General features: G+C 45.2%; 23 protein-coding genes and 1 pseudogene. 3 read left to right on the top strand and 21 right to left on the bottom strand.

Features of this window, described 5'->3' with window-relative positions; genetic code table 11:
- The first annotated feature begins 123 nt into the window (after window positions 1–123).
- Window positions 124–753 (top strand): RNA polymerase sporulation sigma factor SigK, encoded by a 630-nt coding sequence (gene sigK, locus WMO28_RS10705; RefSeq protein WP_178644980.1) that lies wholly within the window; start codon window positions 124–126, stop codon window positions 751–753.
- A 38-nt stretch (window positions 754–791) separates the two neighbouring features.
- Here sigK and WMO28_RS10700 read toward each other — a convergent pair whose 3' ends face one another.
- From WMO28_RS10700 to mtaB, 9 genes are all read right to left on the bottom strand, one after another.
- The gene (locus tag WMO28_RS10700) at window positions 792–2,015 is read right to left on the bottom strand and encodes a U32 family peptidase C-terminal domain-containing protein (RefSeq protein ID WP_178644982.1); all 1,224 of its coding nucleotides are present in this window, start codon (window positions 2,013–2,015) and stop codon (window positions 792–794) included.
- Window positions 1,975–2,667: a class I SAM-dependent methyltransferase gene (locus WMO28_RS10695; RefSeq protein ID WP_178644984.1), complete on the bottom strand. Its 693-nt coding sequence runs from the start codon at window positions 2,665–2,667 to the stop codon at window positions 1,975–1,977. The genes WMO28_RS10700 and WMO28_RS10695 overlap by 41 nt, the downstream gene beginning before the upstream one ends.
- The gene (locus WMO28_RS10690) at window positions 2,664–3,068 is read right to left on the bottom strand and encodes an endolytic transglycosylase MltG (protein ID WP_178644986.1); all 405 of its coding nucleotides are present in this window, start codon (window positions 3,066–3,068) and stop codon (window positions 2,664–2,666) included. The genes WMO28_RS10695 and WMO28_RS10690 overlap by 4 nt, the downstream gene beginning before the upstream one ends.
- Before the next feature lie 14 nt (window positions 3,069–3,082).
- Entirely contained in the window at window positions 3,083–3,421 is a 339-nt protein-coding gene (locus tag WMO28_RS10685) for a YlbF family regulator (RefSeq protein WP_178644988.1), read from the bottom strand.
- A 3-nt stretch (window positions 3,422–3,424) separates the two neighbouring features.
- Window positions 3,425–5,365, bottom strand: coding sequence for a ribonuclease J (locus WMO28_RS10680; RefSeq protein ID WP_435376331.1), 1,941 nt, complete (start codon window positions 5,363–5,365; stop codon window positions 3,425–3,427).
- Window positions 5,347–5,616 (bottom strand): DUF1292 domain-containing protein, encoded by a 270-nt coding sequence (locus WMO28_RS10675; RefSeq protein WP_178644990.1) that lies wholly within the window; start codon window positions 5,614–5,616, stop codon window positions 5,347–5,349. The genes WMO28_RS10680 and WMO28_RS10675 overlap by 19 nt, the downstream gene beginning before the upstream one ends.
- Window positions 5,617–5,658: 42 nt before the next feature.
- Window positions 5,659–6,114, bottom strand: coding sequence for a Holliday junction resolvase RuvX (gene ruvX, locus WMO28_RS10670; protein WP_349056975.1), 456 nt, complete (start codon window positions 6,112–6,114; stop codon window positions 5,659–5,661).
- A 2-nt stretch (window positions 6,115–6,116) separates the two neighbouring features.
- Complete coding sequence (locus tag WMO28_RS10665; RefSeq protein WP_015527087.1) at window positions 6,117–6,389, bottom strand: IreB family regulatory phosphoprotein; 273 nt, start codon at window positions 6,387–6,389, stop codon at window positions 6,117–6,119.
- 125 nt (window positions 6,390–6,514) lie between these two features.
- Complete coding sequence (gene mtaB / locus WMO28_RS10660; protein ID WP_349056974.1) at window positions 6,515–7,843, bottom strand: tRNA (N(6)-L-threonylcarbamoyladenosine(37)-C(2))-methylthiotransferase MtaB; 1,329 nt, start codon at window positions 7,841–7,843, stop codon at window positions 6,515–6,517.
- 131 nt (window positions 7,844–7,974) lie between these two features.
- On the opposite strand from mtaB, the gene WMO28_RS10655 reads away from it, so the two are divergent.
- On the top strand, window positions 7,975–8,211 hold the full coding sequence (locus WMO28_RS10655; protein ID WP_119240448.1) for an HPr family phosphocarrier protein: 237 nt from the start codon (window positions 7,975–7,977) through the stop codon (window positions 8,209–8,211).
- Between the two features lie 186 nt (window positions 8,212–8,397).
- Here the strand turns inward: WMO28_RS10655 and thiI are convergent, their stop codons facing one another.
- The 11 genes from thiI to WMO28_RS10600 all read right to left on the bottom strand — a co-directional run bounded on the left by thiI (window position 8,398) and on the right by WMO28_RS10600 (window position 20,720).
- Window positions 8,398–9,579 (bottom strand): tRNA uracil 4-sulfurtransferase ThiI, encoded by a 1,182-nt coding sequence (gene thiI, locus WMO28_RS10650; RefSeq protein ID WP_349056973.1) that lies wholly within the window; start codon window positions 9,577–9,579, stop codon window positions 8,398–8,400.
- A 20-nt stretch (window positions 9,580–9,599) separates the two neighbouring features.
- Window positions 9,600–10,754, bottom strand: coding sequence for a cysteine desulfurase family protein (locus WMO28_RS10645; protein ID WP_349056972.1), 1,155 nt, complete (start codon window positions 10,752–10,754; stop codon window positions 9,600–9,602).
- A 3-nt stretch (window positions 10,755–10,757) separates the two neighbouring features.
- The gene (locus WMO28_RS10640; RefSeq protein ID WP_349056971.1) at window positions 10,758–11,501 is read right to left on the bottom strand and encodes a 16S rRNA (uracil(1498)-N(3))-methyltransferase; all 744 of its coding nucleotides are present in this window, start codon (window positions 11,499–11,501) and stop codon (window positions 10,758–10,760) included.
- Window positions 11,502–11,505: 4 nt separating this feature from the next.
- Window positions 11,506–12,459, bottom strand: coding sequence for a 50S ribosomal protein L11 methyltransferase (gene prmA, locus WMO28_RS10635; protein ID WP_178645002.1), 954 nt, complete (start codon window positions 12,457–12,459; stop codon window positions 11,506–11,508).
- A 158-nt stretch (window positions 12,460–12,617) separates the two neighbouring features.
- Entirely contained in the window at window positions 12,618–13,811 is a 1,194-nt protein-coding gene (gene dnaJ, locus WMO28_RS10630; protein WP_178645003.1) for a molecular chaperone DnaJ, read from the bottom strand.
- Between the two features lie 22 nt (window positions 13,812–13,833).
- Window positions 13,834–15,726 (bottom strand): molecular chaperone DnaK, encoded by a 1,893-nt coding sequence (gene dnaK, locus WMO28_RS10625; RefSeq protein WP_349056970.1) that lies wholly within the window; start codon window positions 15,724–15,726, stop codon window positions 13,834–13,836.
- Window positions 15,727–15,778: 52 nt separating this feature from the next.
- Complete coding sequence (gene grpE, locus WMO28_RS10620; protein ID WP_178642707.1) at window positions 15,779–16,408, bottom strand: nucleotide exchange factor GrpE; 630 nt, start codon at window positions 16,406–16,408, stop codon at window positions 15,779–15,781.
- A gap of 18 nt (window positions 16,409–16,426) precedes the next feature.
- Window positions 16,427–17,470 carry a heat-inducible transcriptional repressor HrcA gene (hrcA, locus tag WMO28_RS10615; protein ID WP_178642709.1) on the bottom strand — a complete coding sequence of 348 codons (1,044 nt, stop codon included), beginning with the start codon at window positions 17,468–17,470 and terminating at the stop codon, window positions 16,427–16,429.
- A 177-nt stretch (window positions 17,471–17,647) separates the two neighbouring features.
- Window positions 17,648–18,901 (bottom strand): ABC transporter substrate-binding protein, encoded by a 1,254-nt coding sequence (locus WMO28_RS10610; protein WP_349056969.1) that lies wholly within the window; start codon window positions 18,899–18,901, stop codon window positions 17,648–17,650.
- Between the two features lie 15 nt (window positions 18,902–18,916).
- Window positions 18,917–20,026 (bottom strand): DUF2961 domain-containing protein, encoded by a 1,110-nt coding sequence (locus WMO28_RS10605; RefSeq protein ID WP_178642711.1) that lies wholly within the window; start codon window positions 20,024–20,026, stop codon window positions 18,917–18,919.
- Window positions 20,027–20,063: 37 nt separating this feature from the next.
- Window positions 20,064–20,720 (bottom strand): carbohydrate ABC transporter permease, encoded by a 657-nt coding sequence (locus WMO28_RS10600; RefSeq protein ID WP_349056967.1) that lies wholly within the window; start codon window positions 20,718–20,720, stop codon window positions 20,064–20,066.
- A 176-nt stretch (window positions 20,721–20,896) separates the two neighbouring features.
- On the opposite strand from WMO28_RS10600, the pseudogene WMO28_RS10595 reads away from it, so the two are divergent.
- Window positions 20,897–22,219 (top strand): annotated as a pseudogene (locus tag WMO28_RS10595) (IS1380 family transposase).
- Window positions 22,220–22,452: 233 nt separating this feature from the next.
- Here the strand turns inward: WMO28_RS10595 and WMO28_RS10590 are convergent.
- Window positions 22,453–23,790 (bottom strand): NosD domain-containing protein, encoded by a 1,338-nt coding sequence (locus WMO28_RS10590; protein WP_349056966.1) that lies wholly within the window; start codon window positions 23,788–23,790, stop codon window positions 22,453–22,455.
- Between the last annotated feature and the right edge of the window lie 46 nt (window positions 23,791–23,836).

The following is a 23,836-nucleotide window of genomic DNA, read 5'->3' as shown; positions in this document are numbered from 1 at the left end:
ACCAGAACCAAAACAGGTGCAACAGGTGTTCCCCTTTGTCCGAAGCAGAATCTTTTTGTTGGAAAAGCACGAAAAGCATGTCCTTTTCATAAAATATATGGAAATCCCCTTTGAGGTGAATCTTTGAAAACTTTCCCAAAACCGTTGTCTGCCCAAAAAGAGCAGTACTATCTCATGCGCTTCCAAAGGGGCGATCCGGAAGCAAAAAATATCCTGATCGAGCATAATCTCCGCCTGGTTGCCCACGTCGCAAAAAAATATCAGAACTGCGATGAAGATCCGGATGATCTTATCTCCATCGGCACCATAGGTCTTATTAAAGCCATCTCCACCTTCGACGCAAATCGTGCCTCCAGACTTTCCACTTATGCAGCCCGCTGTATCGACAACGAGCTTCTTATGATGCTGCGCTCGCGCAAAAAGCGTGCAAGAGAAGTCTCACTCTATGATCCTATCGGCACAGACCGGGAAGGCAACGAGATCAGTCTTCTTGATGTAATTGAAAGCCCGCCGGTTGATATCGTGGAAGACTGTTATACCCGCGACAACATTACTCTTCTTCTCCGACACATTTCAAAACTGCTTTCTCCCAGGGAATATCAGGTCATCTGCTGTCGCTACGGTCTTAACTGCCAGGAGCCTCTGACCCAGCGAGAAATTGCCGGTAAGCTTTCTATCAGCCGTTCCTATGTATCCCGTATCGAAAAAAATGCGCTTCATAAGCTGCGCGCTCTTTTTCCCGAAAATGAATAGAGGGGAGAACGTATTCCCGTTCTCCCCTGCAACAATACTTACTCACCTCTCCGGAGAATATCAAATACCTCCGGTGTCTCCGTAAGCTTCACATAAATTCTCTGCTGTGCATGTGGTGCGCTCTCCATGGACTCGCCCTCTTCATTGTAGATAGCTTTCACAGTGACCGGAATATTTCTTCCATCCGGTTTCATAATCTCGATAGTCTCTCCCACAGAAAACTTGTTTCTCTGTGTCAGTCTTGCATAACCCCGTTCATCAATCTCCTCCGCAAATCCAAGATAAGTATATTCTCTCACATACGTATTACTGTCATAGATCTGCGTATTCTCATCCGGCTTTCCATAGAAAAATCCGGTTGTAAACTGACGATAGGTACAGTTCGAGATCTGCTCCTGATACCACGGCATATTGGCACGGTATTTCTCCGGACTTTCCAGACAGTCATCAATTGCCTTGCGGTAAGTTCTTGCCACAGTTGCCACATAAAGAGCTGTTTTCATACGGCCTTCGATCTTAAGACTGTCAATGCCGCTTGTGAGCACATCTTCCATATGCTCTACCATGCAAAGGTCCTTGGAATTAAAGATAAATGTACCTCTCTCATTCTCAAATACCGGCATATATTCTCCCGGACGTTTCTCCTCAACAACGGAATATTTCCATCTGCACGGGTGTGTACAGGCTCCATGGTTGGCGTCTCTTCCTGCCATAAAATTGCTTAAAAGGCATCTTCCTGAATAGGAAATACACATAGCCCCGTGGATAAATGTTTCGATTTCCATATCATCCGGAATATGTGCACGGATCTCACGGATTTCCTCCAGAGAAAGCTCTCTGGCACTTACCACACGCTTCGCACCGAGATTATACCAGAAGCGGTATGTCTCATAATTCGTGTTATTGGCCTGTGTGCTGATATGACGTTCAATCTCCGGGCAGATTTCCTTCGCATACATATAGATTCCCGGATCCGCAATGATCAGTGCATCCGGACCGATCTCCCTGAGTTCTTTCAGATATTCTCTTACTCCCTCAAGATCGCTGTTATGCGCCAGGATATTCACTGTCACATAAACTTTTACGCCATGCTCATGTGCGAATGCAATGCCCTCACACATATCTTCTTTTGAAAAATTCTTTGCCTTTGCACGAAGTCCAAAGGCTTCTCCGCCGATATAAACGGCATCTGCACCATATATGACGGCAACCTTCAAAACCTCAAGGCTGCTCGCCGGAACCAAAAGTTCTGGTCGTTTCATAAGCCTGTTCTCCTGTTTTTATGCTTACGGCAGCACCGTCGCCCAACGGAAGTACGGATGTACGCAGTATCGGGCTGTGCGTCAGCTGCCAGAGATATTCTCTCATTCTCTTATAAATTGTCCGGTTTCGCCGCTCCACAAGATAATGAGACTCTATAAGATCTCCCTCCTGCAGCACGTTATCTGATACGAGCACACTTCCCTCTTTCATCAGGCGCAGCACATCCGGAAGCCAGTAGATATACTGTCCCTTTGCTGCATCCATAAAAATCAGGTCAAAAGTACCGGTAAGCTCCTTCAGAATCTCTCCGGCATCCCCTTCAAGAAGTGTGATCTGCTCTTCTCTTCCTGCACGTCTGAAATTTTCTTTTGCAACAGGAATCCTTTTTTCGTAATTTTCTATGGTAACGATCTGAACATCCTCCGGTCCATATTCACACATAAGAAGTGTGGAGAAGCCAACGGCAGTCCCCACCTCCAAAATCCGCTTTGGCTGTTTCATGGCCAGAAGCATCCTCATAAAACTCTGCATATCCCTTCGGATGATCGGTACCCGGTCCTTAAGTGCCCGGCTCTCTAACTCCTGCAGAAAAGGAGTATTTCCCATATCAAGAGAATTGATATAGGTTTTCATTCGTTCTTCTACGATCACTGGCTCTTCGATCCTTCCTCATTCTCTTCTCCTGCCAGCACGGCCATGATCCTGGTCGGTGTGTATGCTGTGCTGAGAAGATATGTACCGGCCTTGATCTGTCCGTGATATGCAGACATTCTCTCCTGCACTGCAAATGCAAGCGCGCTCTTCACAAGTCCTTTCTGTTCCAGTGTCTTACCAACCTTATATGCAGATGCACCATCTTTTACAACTACAGTAACCTGTTGTCCCTCACCCGGGCTCATGGCCTGCTGGTTAAACACATCATATCCGAACTGATATGCGGATCTTCCGACCCAGATCAGAAATACAATGATGCAGATATACAGGGCGATCTTAAATACCCCTCCGGCCAGAAAAACGCCGGCCCTGCCTACCTTGTCTCTTGTGTCTGCCATAGTCTTTCTTCCTCCTATAGATCAGGAATCTGTATGTCTATCCCGGCTACCAGTGTCCTGCATATTCTCTGCATCAGTCTGCACAGTGCAAGCTCCGCATCCAGATAGGCATTTACTCTCAGGTTCTGTCTTAGACTGGCCGACTCCAGATTGAGCTGTTCCGCTATGTGAAACAGCTCATCCTGATTCGCCTGGCTTTGCAGTCTGAAATTATCTCCACGGAATCTCATCACCCTCGCCTTAAGCTCAGGATCCTTATCAAGCTCTGCAGCCTGCTTCTGATATTCCTGGTATTCTTCACTTCTGTGCACAGCATCGAGAAGCCTCTCAATGTCCATGCTGATCTCATCCATGCCTTATGCCTCCATGATGATCGGCAGGATCATCGGGCTTCTCTTGGTACGTTTCCACAGATATTCACCAAGTGCATCCTTCACCTCTGTCTTGATCTTGCCCCAGTCTGTGATATTATTCTCCAGGCAGGAATCCAGCGCAGTCTCCACAACCTGTCTTGCATGCTCCATAAGATCCTCGGATTCTCTTACGTATACAAATCCTCTGGAAACGATATCCGGTCCTGCAAGAACCACATTGCTGTGACGCTCCAGTGTCATAACTACGATCATAATTCCATCCTCAGACAGATGCTGGCGGTCACGAAGTACGATATTTCCCACATCACCTACTCCAAGTCCGTCTACAAAGATCGCTCCTGTGTGAACACTTCCTGTTACCTTTGCACTCTGTCCATCCAGTTCCAGAACATTTCCGGAGGAAAGAATGAAGATATTCTCCTTCGGGATTCCAAGATCCTCCACAATATGCTTCTGTGCTGTCAGATGACGGTACTCACCGTGGATTGGGATCGCATATTTCGGTTTTACAAGGGAGTAGATCAGCTTGATCTCCTCCTGGCAGGCATGTCCGGAAACATGGACATCCTGGAAGATAACCTTTGCGCCTTTCATGGACAGCTCATTGATAACCTTGGAAACTGCTTTTTCATTTCCGGGAATCGGGTTGGAGCTGAAAATGATCGTATCATTCGGCTTGATGGTGATCTTTTTATGGATGTTGGCTGCCATACGGGAAAGTGCTGCCATGGACTCACCCTGGCTTCCTGTTGTGATCAGGACAACCTTGTCATCCGGGTAATTCTTCACCTGGTCGATCTCGATCAGTGTATTCTCCGGAATCTGCAGATAGCCAAGCTCTGATGCTACGGAAATAACATTGACCATGCTCCGGCCCTCTACAGCAACCTTTCTTCCAAAACGGTATGCTGTGTTGATGATCTGCTGCACACGGTCCACATTGGAAGCAAAAGTAGCAATGATGATCCTGGATGTACGGTATTCATTAAACAGATTGTCAAATACATGTCCCACTGTACGCTCGGACATGGTAAAGCCCTGTCTCTCTGCATTGGTACTCTCACACATCAGTGCAAGAACGCCCTTCTTGCCGATCTCTGCAAAACGCTGCAGATCAATGGCATCTCCGAATACCGGTGTATAGTCTACCTTAAAGTCTCCTGTGTGTACCACGATTCCCACCGGAGAGTAGATTGCAAGTGCGGAGGCATCCTGGATACTGTGGTTGGTCTTAATGAACTCCACAGCAAAATCTCCCAGATTGATCACCTGTCCGTGCTTCACTTCTTTCAGCTTGGTGGAACGCACAAGATTGTGTTCCTTAAGCTTATTGCGGATCAGTCCCAGTGTAAGCTTGGTCGCATAGATCGGAACATTGATCTCCTTGAGCACATACGGAAGTGCTCCGATATGATCCTCATGTCCGTGTGTGATCACAAATCCCTTGACCTTGGAAATATTTTCCTTAAGGTAGGTCACATCCGGAATGACAAGATCGATTCCCAGCATGTCGTCCTCCGGGAAAGAAAGTCCGCAGTCTACGACTACAATACTGTCCTCATACTCAAAGGCTGTAATGTTCATTCCGATCTGCTCCAGACCGCCTAACGGGATGATCTTAAGCTTCGAGGATGATCTGCGGCTGTTTTTCCGACCGGATGGTCTGCCACTGTTCTTTGCCGGTCTCTGTGTGTTCCGGCTTACGTTCTTCACTGTAGCGCCGGCTGCTGTCTTCTTCGCTGCCGGGCGGAACGGTTTGTCCTGACGGTTCTTATTATTGCCGCCACGATATTGTCTCGTCCTTGCTCCAGCGTTCCTCTGTCTTGGTGCCTGTCTTCTGGCGCCGCCTGCGGAAGCCTGGTTTCTGCTTTCCGCGTTTCTGTTGTCACCGTTGTTCTCGCTTTTCAAAAATCGCTCCTCCATTCAAAATTCACGTCATCCAGCATCTGCTGAAAAACTGCGTATACAGCCTGAAGCTCATCCTCATCCTCGATCATTTCATAACAAGCTTCAGTGCTTCCCGGAGCCGAAATGTCCTTAAGAATATATGCATCTGCTTCCTCATCCTGTGAATCGGACACCAAAAGATAAGTCACACCCGCAATGTTGGTCTGCTCCTCTACATAAAACTCAGCAGCTGTGCCGTCGTCTGACTGAAATATTATTTTTTCCATATTTAATTCTTCCTTATCCGTTCTTCTGAAAATATCTGTGTCTTATGCTCTTGCGTCTTCCTGCTCCTGCGCTTTTCGATGCGCCGCTGCATCCAGATATCCCTGCAAAATAAAGACTGCCGCTACCTGATCCAGATACTGCTTGCGGTTCTCCTTATGCACGCCTGTCTCTTCCAGTGTGCGGTCCGCAGCCATGGTCGTCAGTCTCTCATCCCACATAACAACAGGCAGGCCTGTACGTTTCTCCAGCATTTCCTTGAATTCCAGAGATTTCTCAGCCCGCTCTCCTACGGTATTGTTCATATTCTTCGGATATCCAAGCACGATCTCCGTAACCTGATACTCCGAAATGATTTCTTCAATACGTGCCAGTGTACGACGAAGCTTGTTCTCCTGCTTGCGCCATACAGTCTCCACTCCCTGGGCTGTCAGACCAAGGGGATCGCTCACTGCAACGCCCACTGTCTTCGAGCCATAGTCCAGTCCCAGTATCCTCATGATCAGCGTTCCCAGGACTTGTTCTTGATATACTCGGTGAGAAGCTCCTCTACCAGCTCATCACGCTCCACCTTCATGATCATGCTTCTCGCACCCTTGTGGCTTGTGATGTAGGTCGGGTCTCCGGACATAATATATCCTACGATCTGATTCACCGGATTGTAGCCCTTCTCATCCATTGCATTGTACACCAGATCCAGTACTTCTTTTACCTGAAGCTCCTGATCCGGTTTCGTTCTGAAATACTGTGTATTTCCCAGATTATTCTCTGCCATTGTCTCTCACGTCCTTAAAATATATTCTTTTTTATTTTAATATAAATTTACATAAATTACAATCTAAAATTTCATGCACCTGTTAGCATTTCAGGATATTGTCTGTAAATATTTTATATCCTTCTTTACTCCACGGCTTCTCCTGTCAGGATATGTTCTTCCAGAAAGCCCTCAGCCTTTACCTTTATGATGTCATTTACCCCATAACTGTCCGCTTTTTTTACTGCTGTCTTTATATATTCACGGCTGTGTCCGAGATACCAGGTCTGATCATTCTTCTCATATTCTTCTTCTATAAGGATCTCCAGCTCTTTTCCAAGCATGGCTTCCTCATAATCTCTTGCATGACGGTGATGCATCTCGATCATTTTTTCACTTCGTGCTGCTTTTTCAGCCTCCGTCAGCTGTCCGGCCATGGCAGCTGCCTTTGTTCCCTGTCTTCTGGAGTACTTGAAGATATGCGTCTCATAAAAATGAATGCTGTCCACAAAGTCATAGGATTTCTTGAATTCCTCCTCTGATTCCTGCGGGAAGCCCACGATCACATCCGTGGTCAGCGCAGGTGCACCATATACCTCTCTTAGGAGCTCACAGCGCTCTCTATACTCTCCGCTCCGGTATCTGCGGTTCATTCTCTCCAGAGTCTCATCACAGCCGCTCTGCAGGGAAAGATGAAAATGCGGGCAGACCTTTGGCAGTGCCGCGATACCTTCCGCAAATTCTCTTGTAACGATTCCCGGCTCCAGGGAACCGAGGCGGATTCTCTTGATTCCCTCGATTTCATGCACTGCACGGATCAGGGAAAGCAGTGTCTCTTTCTTTTCTTCCGGGAAGTCCACACCATAGGAGCTTAAGTGGATTCCTGTAAGCACGATTTCTTTATATCCCTTTGCAGCAAGTGAACGTACTTCCTTCAGTACGCTTTCGATGTTACGGCTTCTCACACGGCCTCTTGCATAGGGAATAATACAGTACGTACAGAACTGGTTACAGCCGTCCTGTACCTTGATATATGCTCTTACGTGCTCCGCGGTATGATTGATGGAAAGATCCTCATACTCCTTTGTCTGATTGATCTTGATCACATGCGAACCATGTCCCGGCTTGTCCTCTGCATATTCAGCCAGTGCTTCCACAATGTTTCCTTTCTGGTTGTTTCCCAGCACAAGGTCAATGGCTTCGTCCTTTTCCAGCTTTTCGCCACCGGTCTGGACATAGCAGCCGGTTGCCACGACAATGGCATCCGGATTCATTTTTTTTGCCTTGTGGAGCATCTGTCTTGATTTTCTGTCTGCAATATTTGTAACCGTACAGGTATTGATCACATAAATATCTGCTCCCGGCTCAAAAGGCACGATCTCATAGCCTGCCTCCTCCAGGAGCTGCTGCATTGCCTCTATTTCGTAGGCATTTACCTTGCAGCCTAAGTTGTGTAATGCAACTTTATTTCCCATTTTTCCTCACTTTTTATACAATTTCACTAATTATTAAAACATTTTTTATCTCTTTTCACCTTGACTTTTTGAAAGCTGACAGGTAAGATGAAAGCTGTAAATACAAAAATCTATCAAGGGAGGTTATTATAATGAAAACAGCTAAAATCTCACTGAACTCCATCGATAAGGTGAAGGCATTCGTAAACGAGATCAGCAAATTCGACTGCGATTTTGATTTAGTGTCCGGAAGATATGTGATCGATGCAAAATCCATCATGGGTATCTTCAGCCTGGATCTTTCCAAGCCAATCGACCTCAACATCCACGCAGACGGTGCTGCTCTGGATAACGTTATGCAGATTATTTCCAAATATACAATCGAGTAATCTTCATGTATATTTGAGAGGAACTGTATCAGATACAGTTCCTCTTTTTTCATATCTGACAGAGACACTTTTTAGCTGTGCTCTCCCTTTTTTATAGCGATGCAATAATTCTTGGAGTGCTATAATATTTCAATCAGCCAGGAACCCTCACCTTTCCGGGGGCCTGGCTTTCTTTTTTACAGATCATTACTGAATTTCAATGATCTCTGTTGTGTTCAGTGCAGTTTCCATCAGCTCATCAATCTTCTCAGCAAGCTTCTGTTCGGAACGGCGGATCACCTTGAGATTTGGCTTGGTTACCGGATGTTTGGCAACAAAGATCGTACAGCAGTCTTCAAACGGCTGGATTGATGTCTCGAAAGTATCGATTTTTCTGGAAATACGAACAATTTCTTCTTTATCAAAACCGATCACCGGACGGTATACAGGCAGTGTACACACCTCGTTGGTGGATGCAAGGCTCTGTAATGTCTGGCTTGCTACCTGTCCGATACTCTCACCTGTGATCAGGCCAAGACACCGGTCTTTTTTCGCAAAATGCTCTGCAATACGCATCATGTATCTTCTCATGATAATGGTAAGCTCATCATGCGGACACTGATCATAGATATAAAGCTGAATGTCTGTAAAATTAACCACATGAAGACGGATCGGTCCGCTGTATTTTGCAACAAGGCGGGCAAGATCCACAACCTTCTGTTTCGCACGCTCGCTTGTGTATGGCGGTGCATGGAAATATACAGCGTCGATCTTGACACCACGTTTTGCGATCATGTAGCCTGCAACCGGGCTGTCAATTCCACCGGACAGAAGAAGCATGGCTTTTCCGTTTGTTCCGATCGGCATTCCGCCTGCTCCCGGAATCGTCTGGGAATATACATAGATCTTATCACGGATTTCAACAGAGAGGTTCAGCTCCGGCTCATGTACATCTACGCTCGCCTCCGGGAATGCATCCAGAATACGTCCGCCAAGCTCTGCACTGACCTCCATGGAGCTGATCGGATAGGATTTTTTTGCACGACGTGTCCATACCTTGAAGCTTCCGCCAAAATCCGGATGCCACTGCTTCATATAGCCGACAACATCCTCGGCAAGCTGCTCGAATCCGGCCTCCTCATAGATCATAACCGGGCAGATGCCAACGATACCGAATACATGCTGAAGAGCGTCTACAGCCTCTTCATAATCATAGTTCTCAGGACAGAATACATAGACTCTTCCCTGCTCTTTTTTTACTTCAAACTCACCCTCGATCTTGGAGAGTGCGATCTCCATCTGATGTACGAGAGCATCCTCAAAACGATAGCGGTTTTTTCCCTTAAGGGCGATCTCCGCATATTTGATTAGAAATGCGTGTACTAACATAAAACTTCCTTTCTCCTGTATTATCGGCGTGCATATCTGCGCAGCATGGGAATAGTTTTTTCCAGATTTTCCAGACAGTAGTCTACCTCCTCAAAGGTATTCTCCTCACAGAAGCTGACGCGGACTGTACTCTCCACATCTGCTCTGTTAAGTCCCATTGCTGTCAGTGTTGCACTTGGTTTTCTCTTATGGCTGGAGCATGCACTTCCTGCGGAAATATATACCCCAAATTCCTCCATTGTATGAAGAAGCACCTCACTTCGAACGCCATGGAAAGTCACACTCATGATATGAGGCGCACCTTCTTCAAGCGGCATTCCGTTAACGGTAACATCTCCCAGTCTCTCTAAGCCTGCTGCCATACGCTCTTTCAGGTCATAGAGGTGCTGTATTTTTTTATCAAAATCTGTATAGACCATCTCAGCGGCAACTCCAAGACCTGCGATTCCCGGCACATTGTCTGTTCCGGAACGCATGCCGTTCTGCTGTCCGCCACCAAGGATCTGCGGCTGTACTCTTACTTTCTCATTGATGTAAAGGAAGCCGACTCCCTTCGGTCCGTGAATCTTATGACTACTCACAGAAAGAAGATCAATGCCCAGTTTTTTCGGATAGATCCGATACTTTCCGAAAGCCTGGATGGCGTCCACATGGAAAAGTGCCTTCGGGCTTTTTTCATGAACCATTTTTCCAATCTCTTCTACCGGCATCACAGCTCCGACTTCATTATTTACATACATCACAGATACCAGAATCGTGTCCGGACGCAGAGCCTTCTCAAGCGCATCCAGCTTTACCACACCCTGATGGTCTACGGGAAGTATGGTCACCTCATAGCCCTGTTCCTTCAGATAGGCAAACGGCTGGGCAACAGCTGCATGCTCCACTGCTGTTGTGATGACATGGTTTCCCATACGTTTGTTGGCTTCCACGCCGCCGATGATGGCAAGGTTATCAGATTCTGTTCCACCGGATGTAAAAAGAATCTCTTTTTCATTTACCTTCAAAAGTTTCGCAAGTGTCTGAGCACTGTGGCGGACGTAATTCTCCGCTTCCATGCCCTTTTTATGCATGGCAGAAGGATTTCCGAAATCTTCTGTCATGGTTTTGCAGACAATATCCTTTACTTCGTCGAAGCATCTCGTTGTCGCGGAATTGTCAAAATATGCTTCCATAATCTATTCATCCTCCAGTTGAAACATCAGAACAGAAAGTACTGCAAGTCCGGCAGTCTCTGTTCTGAGTATCCGGTGTCCCAGCGTGATCGGCTTGGCACCGGCTTCCATGGCAGCTGCCACTTCTTCTTCCTCAAAACCGCCCTCAGGTCCGATAAAAACGCCGATACTTTTTCCCGGCTCTATGGCGCGGATCAGCTCTTTTGTCTCTTTCATGCCTTTTGCAAGCTCATAAGGAATAAAAAGAACATCCAGCTCTTTTGCAAAAGCAAGGGCTTCTTTCAGCGTCATCACAGAATGAACCTCAGGCACAAGCATACGCTTGGACTGCTTCGCCGCGCTCTCTGCGATCTGCTGCCAGCGGGCAACCTTTTTCTCTGCCTTCTTGTTGTCCAGTTTTACCACACACCGTCTGGTGGATACCGGAACTACAGAGTATGCACCAAGCTCCACGGCTTTCTGAATGATCAGCTCCATCTTGTCTGCTTTCGGCAGACCCTGAAACAGATAAATGCGGTTTTTCAACTCATAATCCGGCTCCTGCACATAGAGGATATGAAGAAGCACTTCTTCTTCCTCTGTGCTGTCGATGACACAGTGATATTCTTTTTCTTTATCACTGATCCACAGCTCTTCGCCTTTTTTCATGCGGAGAACATTACGAATATGATTTACATCGCTTCCTGTGATATGGATCGCATGCTTCTCACTATCGATCTGATGAGGTTCCACAAAAAATCTCTGCATGAGATCAGTCCTTTCTTGCTGTCACAGATACCCACTCACCCTGATGTGTCACTTCCACAAGCGTAAGTCCTGCATCTTTTACAGCCTGTACCACAACGTCTTCCTTCACATCCAGAATACCGGATGTGATATAGTAAGCACCTTTTTTCATCTGTGCGACGATCACCGGTGTCAGCGGCACCAGAACATCAGCCAGGATGTTTGCTGTTACGATATCATATTTCTCATAGCCGACCTGATCCTGAACAGCTTTGTCATCGATAATGTTTCCGATCATCATGTCAAAAGATTCTTCTCTGATATCATTAGCTTCCTTGTTCTCGGACACTGCCGGAACTGCACATGGATCGAGATCTGTACCAACTACATGGCCTGCCCCAAGCTTCAGTGCAACGATTCCAAGAATACCACTTCCGGTTCCTACATCCAGAAGCTCGTCTCCCGGCTTTACGAATTTTTTCAGCTGACGGATCACAAGCTGAGTAGTCTCATGCATTCCTGTACCAAAAGCAGTTCCCGGATCAATGTGAAGGATCATCTTATCCTTATCCTCTTCCTTCACCTCTTCCCAGGACGGTACGATAAGAATATCATCCACATAAAACTGATGGAAATACTGTTTCCAGTTATTGATCCAGTCCTTATCCTCTGTCTGGGATTCTGTGATCGTAGCTTCTCCGATATCTACAAAACTTCTCAGATCCTCAAGTGCAGCTCGTACATCCTTCAGAATTGCCTCTGTATCTGCATCCTCCTCCAGATAAAAGTTCAGATACGCAATGCCGTCATCTGCCGGTCCTTCAGGCATGATATCCACGAACATCTGCGCCTTGTCCTCATCGGTCAGCGGCTGCTTGTCCTGAATCTCTACGCCTTCGATTCCCACTTCGGCAAGTGTACAGATCACGATATCCTCTGCCTCTGTTTTTGTCTTAAGTGTAAAACGGTTCCATTTCATATTTTTATATCTCCTTATGCTGTGTACACATCTATGGATTTCTTTTCCTGTCTATCGCCCATTTCTCTTCATCTGTAAATAGGCACTTCTTTTAATATACACGAATACAGTAAAAAAAGAAAGAGGCTTTTTGCGCCTCTTTCCTCTTTTTGATCTATTTACTCGTCCTCAAGCTTCTCTTTGAATTTTTCAAAAATATTCTTTTTCTTTTTTTCAGTTTTTTCTGAAGTCTCTGCTGTACTCTCTGTTACCGGACGGTTTCCGCATGCGGCATCAAAAGCTTCCAGAGCTTTTTTCGCTTCTGCATTAAGGTTCGTCGGTGTCTGAACGACCAGTGTTACATAATGGTCACCACGAACGTTCTTGTTACGCAGTGACGGAACACCTTTGCCTTTCAGACGGATTCTTGTATCAGTCTGTGTTCCCGGCTTCACCTCATAAGTAACCTCGCCGTCAACAGTATTGATACGCATCTCACCGCCAAGTGCAGCCTGAGCAAATGTGATCGGAGCTGTTGAAAAGATATTCATATCCTGTCTCTGGAAGATCGGATGACGGGCTACATTTACCTCGACCAGCAGATCTCCTCTGGCACCGCCGTTGGTTCCCGGCTCACCCTTCTCACGGATACGAATACACTGACCATTGTCAATACCAGCCGGTACAGATACCTGAATCTTCTTTCTGGAAGATGTATATCCGGTTCCGTGGCAGGCACTGCATTTATCCTTGATCACCTTACCGGTTCCGTTACAGTCCGGACAGGTCTGAACATTACGTACCATACCAAACATGGACTGCTGGGTATAAACGATCTGACCCTGACCTTTACATTTCGGACAGGTTACCGGTGAAGTTCCCGGCTTCGCACCGGTTCCGTGGCATGTGGTACACTCATCTTTCAAAACGATCTCCAGCTCTTTCTCGCATCCGAAAACCGCTTCCTCAAAAGTAATGTTCACACGTGCACGAAGGTTGGCCCCCTTCATCGGTCCGTTATTGGCCCGTCTGCTTCTGCCTCCGCCGCCGAAAAGGTCTCCGAAAATATCTCCGAAGATATCTCCCATATCTGCGCCGTTGAAGTCGAATCCGCCAAAGCCGCCGGCTCCGCCTCCGCCGCCATTTTCGAACGCTGCATGACCAAACTGATCATACTGTCTTCTCTTATCGGCGTCACTTAATACGGAATAAGCCTCTGTAGCTTCTTTGAATTTCGCCTCAGCCTCTTTATCACCCGGATTTACATCCGGGTGATATTTCTTGGCCAGCTTACGATATGCTTTTTTTAATGTTGCGTCGTCGGCGTTTTTATCTACACCTAAGACTTCATAATAATCTCTTTTATCAGCCATTGTTATTTATTTCCTACTTGTCTTAGACTTCCTTGTAATCAGCATCTACAACATCATCGCCGTATCCTGCTTCATTTCCGCCCTGAGCACCAGCGTTTCCGCCCATGTTGCCCATATCCGGTCCAGGACCAGCCTGACCCTGAGCTCCCTGAGTCTGCTCATACATCTTGGAGAACAGTTTCTGTGCGCTTTCCATCATCTTCTCCTGTGCAGCCTTGATGTCTGCTACCTGAGAATCTGTAAGCTCCTGAGCGTTTGCTGTCTGAGCAAGAAGATCTTTCAGTGCATTTAAGTCAGCCTCAACGCTTGCTTTATCGTTTGCGTCAAGCTTGTCTCCAGCTTCTTTCAGTGCATTCTCAACCTGGAATACCATGGAGTCTGCATTGTTTCTTGTGTCGATAGCCTCTTTACGTTTCTTATCCTGAGCCTCGAACTCAGCTGCTTCTTTAACAGCTTTGTCGATATCGGAATCAGACATGTTAGAACCAGCTGTGATTGTGATGTGCTGCTCTTTACCTGTTCCAAGATCCTTAGCGGATACATTAACGATACCGTTGGCATCGATATCAAATGTTACCTCGATCTGCGGAACACCACGACGTGCTGGCGGGATTCCATCCAGACGGAACTGTCCAAGGGATTTGTTGTCTTTCGCGAACTGACGCTCACCCTGTACAACGTTGATATCTACTGCTGTCTGGTTATCTGCTGCTGTAGAGAAGATCTGGCTCTTCTTTGTAGGAATTGTAGTATTTCTCTCGATCAGACGAGTTGCGATACCACCCATTGTCTCGATAGACAGAGACAGCGGAGTAACATCCAGAAGAAGGATATCACCGGCACCTGCATCTCCTGCAAGTTTACCACCCTGTACGGAAGCACCAAGAGCAACACACTCATCCGGGTTCAGGTTCTTGCTTGGCTCTTTGCCCGTTAACTGTCTTACCTTATCCTGTACTGCCGGGATACGTGAAGATCCACCAACCAGAAGTACCTGGCCAAGCTCGGAAGCTGTGATACCAGCGTCAGACAGTGCACGGCGAACCGGGTCAGCTGTCATCTCTACAAGATCATGTGTCAGCTCATCGAATTTAGCTCTTGTAAGGTTCATATCGAAATGCTTCGGTCCCTCAGCTGTAGCTGTGATGAACGGAAGGTTGATGTTTGTTGTTGTTGCGGAAGAAAGTTCTTTTTTCGCTTTCTCAGCTGCCTCTTTCAGTCTCTGAAGAGCCATCTTATCGTTGCTAAGATCTACACCCTCTGTTCTCTTGAACTCAGAAAGCATGTAGTCTGTGATCTTCTTATCAAAGTCATCACCACCAAGACGGTTGTTACCAGCTGTGGAAAGAACCTCGATAACGCCATCGCCGATCTCAATAACAGATACATCGAATGTACCACCACCAAGGTCGTATACCATGATCTTCTGCTCTTTCTCATTGTCAAGACCATATGCAAGAGCTGCTGCTGTAGGCTCGTTGATGATACGTTTTACATCAAGACCTGCGATCTTACCAGCATCTTTGGTTGCCTGACGCTGAGCATCGTTGAAGTAAGCTGGAACAGTGATAACTGCCTCTGTTACTTTCTCTCCAAGATATGCCTCTGCATCCTTTTTCAGTTTCTGAAGGATCATTGCGGAGATCTCCTGCGGAGAATATTTCTTCTCATCAATTGTTACACGATAATCTGTACCCATCTCTCTCTTGATGGAAGAGATTGTTCTGTCTGCGTTTGTAACAGCCTGACGTTTTGCAGGCTCACCTACAAGACGCTCTCCTGTTTTTGTGAATGCTACAACGGATGGTGTTGTTCTTGCGCCTTCTGTATTTGCGATAACCGTCGGCTGTCCACCTTCCATTACGGCTACACAGCTGTTTGTTGTACCTAAGTCAATACCAATAATCTTTCCCATGATTTTTTCCTCCTGTTTTAATCTGTATCTGTAAAATTACTGTCTGTCAATATTAGTTAGCTACCTTGACCATACTGTGGCGTACCACGAAATCCTTGTAGGTGTAACCCTTCTGGAATTCCTCCACCACGATATTCTCGCCAACCTCTTCATCCTCCACATGCATTACTGCGTTATGGAAATCCGGGTTGAACTCCTTACCAACTGCCTCGATAGGTTTCACACCCAGGTCATCCAGTGTGGTAGTCAGCTGCTTATAGATCATTTTCATTCCATCTGCAAAAGCATCGCCTTCCTGTGCCTGTGCAAGACCTCTTTCGAAGTTATCCACAACCGGCAGGATCTTTTCTACGATCTCTTTTGCTCCGATGATGTACATGCTGGATTTTTCTTTTTCTGTTCTTTTACGGAAATTATCAAATTCAGCCATTGTACGCTTCAGGCGATCGGTAAGTTCCTCCACCTTCTGCTCAGATTTATCTTTTTTCTTCTTTCCGAAGAAAGAAGTCTTTTTTTCTTCTTTTTTATCCTCTGGGGCAGCTTCTTCGCCTGGAGTCTTGGTTTCTTCCTCCGGCAGCTCTTCTCCCTCTGGTGTCAGGTTTTCTTCCTGATCTCCATCAGTTACGGGGATCTCTGTCTCCGCTTCCTGCTCTTCGGATTTCTTCTTTGTTTCCTCCGACACTTCTTTTCTACCGCCTTTCTAAGTTTTCTTCTTTTTCAGAACGTCATCCAGATGATTCTTCAGTTCCTTCAGACTGTCCACAACATTCTCATAATCCATTCGCTTCGGACCGATGATTCCGATGGTTCCGTACATTCCGTCACCCAGTTCATATCTGGCTGTCACAATGCTGCAGTCCTTCATGGTCTGTATCGGCATCTCATCACCGATGTAAACCTGAATTCCTGTATTCTCCTCGTCGGCCATCTGACCCTTCACAAGATCGGCAAGCTCATGTTTCTCCTCGAATGCGGAGATCAGCTCGGTTGCCTTATCCTTGTCGGCAAGCTCCGGATACTTGAAGATGTTGGTCGCGCCTGAAGTATAAATCTCCATGTCTTCTTCATCCACATGAATGGTTGCTGCCACTGCATCCAGAACAGTTGCTACCACACCACTGTGGCTGCCTGCCTGTTCCTTCAGTCTGGCGATCATTCCGAGGTTGATATCCTGGATGGGAATGCCATTCAGATTGGTATTCAGAAGAAGATTCAGTTTCAGGATCGTCTGATCATCCATCTCCTCATCCAGATTGATAATCTGGTTCCGCACGGTGTTGTTATCACTGACAACCACCGCTACAAGCTGAAGCTCGCTCATTCTGGACAGCTGGATGAATTTGATCTTGTTGCCGCTGTACTGCGGTACGGAAACCATTGTTGCATAATTGGTATTGGAGGCAAGCACCTTCGCCACCTTCTTAAGCACCTTATCCATCTTATCTGTCTTCTCAATGATCAGATCTCTCAGCTCTGCGACCTCTGCTTCCTTCTCCTTCATCAGCTCATCTACATATAATCGATAGCCCTTATCTGAAGGAATTCTTCCTGCGGAGGTATGAGGCTGGACGATATAGCCCATATCAGTCAGGTCTGACATTTCATTTCGGATCGTTGCGGAACTTACATTGAGATCCGCATACTTGGAAATGGTCCTGGAGCCAACCGGTTCTCCGGTCTCCATGTAGGTCTTGATGATTGCTTTTAAAATTTTTCTCTTGCGCTCATTCAACACCTCTTCCATGAGTCCATCTCCTTTCTCTTTTATCCTTCCTGACGGATGTTAAGTCTTGTTTTGTTATATCTGTTAGCACTCATTTTAGTGGAGTGCTAACATCTACAGTCTTTAAGATATCACCATGTAAAATATTTGTCAATATGTTTTGAAAAAAAGTTCTTATTTTTTCGCAACAAAAAAGCATCAGTACGATGCTTTTTTGTAATACTGGTCTATACAGTTCTGTGCCCCGGCGAAAAACTCCGTTTCTGTTTTCTGTCCCAGTACATATTCCTGAAATTCCGTTCCCATAGACGAAACAGCTTCTATGGAGTCAGCGCACAGTGGTCTTGCTTTCAGTTTATAATCTTTCAGATATTGCCGGATCATTTCAATTCCCTCCAAATCAAGGCTTTTATCCTCGATCACATCCAGTCTTGCCGAACACATTTTTGTCAGCTGTCCGTAATTTTTACTGGCCTCATATCCGGACACATACTGAAGGAACTTCAGAGCTGCTTCTTTATGATCAGAATTTTTATTCAGTACATACTGCCAGGTTGCGATATTGGTCACCTTCTCGTCAAATTCCGGAAATGGTGCCATATGGATCTTATCTTTTCTATACACGCCTGCATTCTGAAAGGTACTCAACGCACCGGTATACATGAACATACATCCATACTGGCCGTTTATAAATTTTTCATTCAGCTGGTCATGCTGGTCGATCAGATTCTCCTCTGATATCATCCCTGTATCCAGCATTCGCTTCATATATTCTGCCGCTTCTCTTGTTTTCGGATCCGTCCAGTCTGTATAATCTCCTCCGAAAAAATCGACATACTCGCTGATACTATTATATATGTAAGAAATCTCCCATGCATCCCCGTATGCATATTTTCCCGTATTCTGAAGCTTTTTCTGAAGGATCTCAAGATCACTGAGACAGGAGAGTCTGTCCAGACCAGCCTGATCCAGCAATTCCTGGTTCACCCAGAATGCCATGATATCCATTTTGAACGGTACCGAAAAAATATGTCCGTCTGACATGCATATTTCTTTCAGGTATTCCTGTGGAAAATTTGCCGCTGTCTCCTCTGTCATAACCGTATCTTCCAGCGGAAGAAGAAATCCCTTATGTTTAAATTCGGATATCATCTCATCATTTACTGTGATCAGATCCACAGAATCATCTCCTGATGTCAGAAGAGTTGCTATTTGGGCCTGGCGGTTGTCCGCATTAGCCGGACATTTTTCGATATGGATCTCTATTCCAAGATCCTTTTCCGCCTGACTGATAAAAGAATCAAAGCCCTCTGTGCCTGCATCCATATGAAGGATCGTCAGTTCCTGTCTGTTCTCCGGCACAATATCAGATGCAGCCTCCTTCTTCTGGACTCCACATCCTGTCACTGCCAGAGCCAGGGCAAATCCCCCGCAAAATACCTGTTTTTTCAATCTCTACCACCCTTTTTATCTGGGCCATCTATCCTCTTTTGACATCAACGGCTGGAACGGTGTATGAGGAAGTGTTTGATACCAGTACGCTACACTTGCCACATCATCCTGTCGTTCAAACAGGCCACGGTATCCGACGCCTATCTGCTGAATCGTAACGCGAAGATCCTCTTCAAAGCAGATCGGATCCTGTAAATGCCATCTGTAAAAGCCTCGCATTGGCGGGCAGTCATCATTATGATAAAAATTGTGGATCAGTTCGTCATGGGCAGAATAATACGGATATCCCAGATATGGTGTGTTATAATTCTGTTCCACGGTTTTTCCATCCACCTGTTTGGCAAAGCTCCAGGAACCTCCAAAGTAATCTTCCGTTCCTGTTCCGCAGATGGTCGGATACTCCTCATCTCCGTCAATATAAAACTTCATTTCTCCCTCGCCCCACCAGTAACGTTCCAGTGTGGTAAGTGCCATGTAGGTTCCTATATAATGGCCTTTTCCTTTTACTCCATCCAAAATTGTATAATCTTTTGTTTTTTCTGTCAACCGTTCCCTTCTCCACTGCGCATGGAAATAAGCTATATCGTCCGGAAGCTCATCATAGAGACAGTAATCTACCTGATAAAAGAAAGCCGGGATTTTATTTGCATGCTGGTTTTCCAGTGTGATCTTTGCTTTCTTCTTAAACGGCATCGGGAAATAGCAGTTAAATCCCCTGTTTGGAACAACAGCCACCGGAACAGAATTTACAAAACATTCTCTTCCGAATCCGCAGCAGAAGAAATCGCCCAGAGGACTTTCCACGGAAGGAGTTTCCTCGTCATCCCAGTACATACGGATCACAAGATCCCTCAGCACAAAGCAATCTGCCTCTGTAGTTTTATTATCGACTGTGATCCAGATATGATTGATCTGTCCCGGTCCTTCCATTTCTGCCAGAGTTACCACAGCTCCCGGCTCAATATCCTTAAGACACGGGCTTCCTTTTCTGGATGGTCCCAGATGACTTGCAGCCATACCTCCTCTGCCTTTTTCTCCATGAGGATTTTCTGCGTTGATCGCACGGCTTTTTCCATTCTTTGCAAGTGCGATTCCTCCAAGTCCGCCTGTAAATGCCTGATACATATCTGCATTCTCCTTTCCTTTGGAAATTAAAAAATATTTACGCTTTTACTCCACCTGCCATGATACCATCCATGATCTGTTTCTCAAAAACAGCTACAAAGATAATGATCGGAAGAAGGATGATCCATCCCATGGAGCTGACCAGATCCCACGGAACTCCATACATGTTATCACGTAACGGAAGCTGTACGATGGAAACTGAAAGTACCTGAATACCATTTGAATAAAACAAAGGGGTAAAAAAGTTATTCAGACATGTAATAAAATTAATGATACATACAGTAGCAATCGCCGGTTTCATCAGCGGCAGAACGATCGTAAACAGTCTCTGTGAAAAAGATGCGCCGTCAATAGCAGCTGCCTCCTCCAGTGAGATCGGGATCTCACCGACAAAGTTTCTGAGGATCAGAACCGTAAACGGTATAACAGTACTGATATAAAGAAGGATAAGTCCCGGATATGTATCATACAGCTTTACCTTCTGCATAAATTCATACAGCGGGCGGGCTGTAACAACCTCCGGAATCAGCATGGTAGCCAGCACAAATGCAAATGCAACAGAAACTCCCTTTGAGTTAAATCTTGAGAATCCATAGGCAGCCATTGCACACAGCACGGTACTGATCACAAGTGTAAGGCCTACGATCAGAAAAGCCACGATTGCAAACAGAACCCATCTTCCAACGGATACCACTTTATAATAAACCTGAATTATTCACGGCTGTGCCGTGAAAGTGGCTGAAAGCCACACAGTTACTGTGTTTAAGTTGTTTATTGCATTTCATCTTTTAAGTGAATAGAAAAAGAGACTAAATATGTGGTAAAATTTAGGTGTCGAATCCAAATACATACCACAGAAAGGGTCTCTCTATGGATATTTTAAACACCTTAACACTGAAAAGCAATAGACAAATTAAAATAAATTTTGACGGAGGTGATTATCCTCCGATGCAGGACTTCTTCTGATAAAGGAATTCGCTGCAAAAATCGGCTTTTCAAAGCTGATAAAAAAGAAATTTAAAGCCAATGATAAGTCTGTCCTCTTTCACAAAGACGATGAAAATCTGATGCAGATGATTTATCGGATCCTCTCTGCTTATTTCGAAGATGACTGTTCTGATGAATTGACTTTGGATCCTGTTTTCAATGCGATCCTTGAAAAAGACCGTCTGGCTTCGCAGCCGACATTGTCAAGATTTTTAACCGTATGGATGAGGATACCCTCCTGCAGTTTGATGACATTGACAAATGTCTCAGGGACATCATCTATTCTATCAAGCGTCCGGAGCATATGCTTCTGGACCTGAACAGCACTTTGTTTGGCACTTATTGTAGTCAGGAAGGGGAAGGCTTCAACTTCCATTATCAGGCACACGGATATCATCCGTTACTGTGCTATGATGGATTGACTGGAGATCTGCTCAAAGCAGAACTTCGTGATGGAACACTCCACTGTAGCAACGATGCAGATAAATTTATGGAGCCCCTCTTTCTGGAATACCTGGAAAGAGGGATTAAAACTTATCTTCGTGGAGACAGCGGATTTTCATCTCCCAGGCTTTATAAAATCTGTGAGATGAATGGCTGTTCCTATGCCATCCGTCTAAAACAGAATTCTTCACTCCTTGCCTTGCTTCCGATAAAGAGGAAGACTTGTACAAAGCGACCAAAGAAGATCAGATCCGTTATGCGGTAATTTATGGTGAATTCATGTATCAGGCTGGTTCATGGGACTATCCAAGACGTGTGGTTTTCAAAATCGAGAAACCATACGGTCAGCTGATGCACATGTACACCTTTATTGTTACAAACATGGATATGGAGCCCTATCAGATCATTCAGTTTTACTGTGGTCGTGGCAGAATGGAAAACTTTATCAAGGAAGGCAAAAGCGGATTTGATTTTGCTGCTGTCAGCAGTCATTCCAAAGTAGTAAATGCAAACCGCATGAGGCTTCACATGCTTGCGTACAACTTATTCAATTGGTTCAGACGATTGGTACTTCCTGCAAATATGCGAAAACAACAGGTGGATACCATTCGTTTAAAGCTGATAAAGATTGCCGCAAGAGCAGTCCGTTCAGCAAGATATATCACTTTCAAACTGTGTAGTAGCTGTCCTTATAAAAAGGAATTTTACAGGCCGCTGGAAAATATCCAGCGGCGACTGTACAATTGGAATAGCAACTATTAACTTACCTTGACAGTTCAAAGTGGCGGAATCAAATTTCACAGGGGGGGGGTAGTTTACCCATTTTTGTGGATACCGCGGTTGTTTTCAAGGGAACTGGTTTAATGTTTTAGAGTATTGAGCATTTTTATATGCTCATGAATAATTCAGGCTTATATGCTTTGATGGTTAAGAGATTTCTCCAAATCTTTAGTAACCTCTCCTTCAGAATAAAACAATGAAGTAAGTGTATACATTTATTTAACCGGAATCCCTCTGAATATATTTCTGGAGAAATCCATAGCCGCTTCATTTTCCCTGCATGTATCCAATATTATGTTATCTGTAGATTCTTCATCGATATGTACAACTTCACTTGAAAGTTTCACTAATTCATCCATACTTAACAGAGCATCTACCTGCGCATCAAAGCAGGATTTATTTTCCTCGTTTTCCTTTTTATCTGCCTTTGTTGTTGCCACAATATGATTGTTTGCAATGTAATTTTCTCTTCCGGACACCAAACGAATGATTATCGGTTTTACGCCTGCCGGTTTCAGATATTGCTGTTCAATTGTCTCTGAAATGTGATTAGCAATCAGGGAATTGCTGCTTCCCTGAATATGAATCAACCCAAAATCATCCTCTAATCCATTATCATATGCCAGCATAGGCGGCCATGGTTCATGATCTCTGAGAAAATGATTGGAAGATATGAGATTCTCTCTGCAGCTTTCCATTATCAGCATTCCCGGATAAAAAGAATGAAATCTGTTTGCAGTTACTGATGATCTAAGAACACCCTTAAGATGTACTATACTTTTCCCTCTTGGAAAAATGTTATTGGAAGTAATCAGAAGTCCTCCAAAATTTTCAGCAAAAATAGTATAACCTCTATAACCGGCACCCATAAGATTATCTGTTATTTTAGATGCCTGTCCGGCTCCACGAAGTTCTACACAATTTCCACATTCCGCTATAAAATTATCATGAACAGATAATGCATCAGAATTGTAAAGAGTCACTCCATGCTCCAGATAAATAATACCCATACCTGTAATTCTGAAAGAATCCTGTGCACTGGCTACATAAATTCCTGTTTTTCCATTTAAATATGTATTCTCCGGATCTCCATTTCCGTCATCTACAAAATGGAGTCCATCAATACAGAAATTTTCAAACTCCACGGAACTGATTCTCGGATCTCCCTCTCGTTCCACCAGAAAAGCAGCACCAGATCTTTCATCCCCCTTTAATGGTTCCAAATCTACCAGAATCCTGCTACCCCCCGGCCAGATGTCATGAAGATCCTTCCACTGTTCTTTCGGCACATTATATCGGATACTTGAAGACACAAATCCATGTCCTGATCCTTGGATTTTCAAGTAACTGATGTCAATTTTCACCTGCGTTTTTAAATGATAATCTCCAGACGGAATATAAATTACTGCTCCCGGTTTTCCTCCATCATTTACATTTGTATCCTTCTGTCTGCTCTTGATGTCTGCAATGATACTGTTGATCACTTCACCGATATCCGTATATGGGTTACCTATCTGCCAGTCAGTGACATCATAATAATTATTACATTTCATTTCAACACTCCTCCTGCTTTCAGTTCATGTCAAGCGGATATTCGTA

This window comes from Blautia aquisgranensis (assembly GCF_040096615.1).
GTDB lineage: Bacteria > Bacillota > Clostridia > Lachnospirales > Lachnospiraceae > Blautia_A > Blautia_A aquisgranensis.
The sequence above is the reverse complement of the archived record's forward strand: the minus strand, read 5'-3'. Positions and strand labels throughout refer to the sequence as shown.